The organism is Streptomyces sp. PT12, assembly GCF_003311645.1.
In the GTDB taxonomy this organism is placed as follows: Bacteria; Actinomycetota; Actinomycetes; order Streptomycetales; family Streptomycetaceae; genus Streptomyces.
The window spans coordinates 1-311 of record NZ_QEST01000003.1 but is presented as its reverse complement, the minus strand read 5'-3'; the positions used below and the strand labels follow the sequence as shown (position 1 = coordinate 311).

Sequence of the window (311 nt, the reverse complement as noted above, 5' to 3'; positions counted from 1 at the left end):
AGCCGTTGCGGGAGCGTCTGTTGTCGGATCTTGCGCCTGTGGTGCCGCGTTCGGGGAGTGTTCCGTTCTATTCGACGGTGACGGGTGGGTTGCTGGACACGGCTGTGCTGGATACGTCGTACTGGTATCGGAACATGCGGGAGCCGGTGGAGTTCGAGGGTGCTGTCCGTGCTCTTGCCGAGGACGGTCACGGGCTCTTCGTCGAGGTGTCGGCGCATCCGCTGCTCGGGTCGGCGGTCGAGGCCACGGTCGACGGGGCTGTGACCATCGGTACGCTGCGCCGGGATGAGGGCGGGGTCCGCCGTCTGCTG

The 311-nt window shown here is 66.9% G+C and carries 1 protein-coding gene; it reads left to right on the top strand.

Annotated elements, in window-relative coordinates; all coding sequences use genetic code 11:
* Positions 1–5: 5 nt before the first annotated feature.
* The coding region (locus DEH69_RS00005) for an acyltransferase domain-containing protein (RefSeq protein WP_309302744.1) at positions 6–311 on the top strand (306 nt) is incomplete at its 3' end.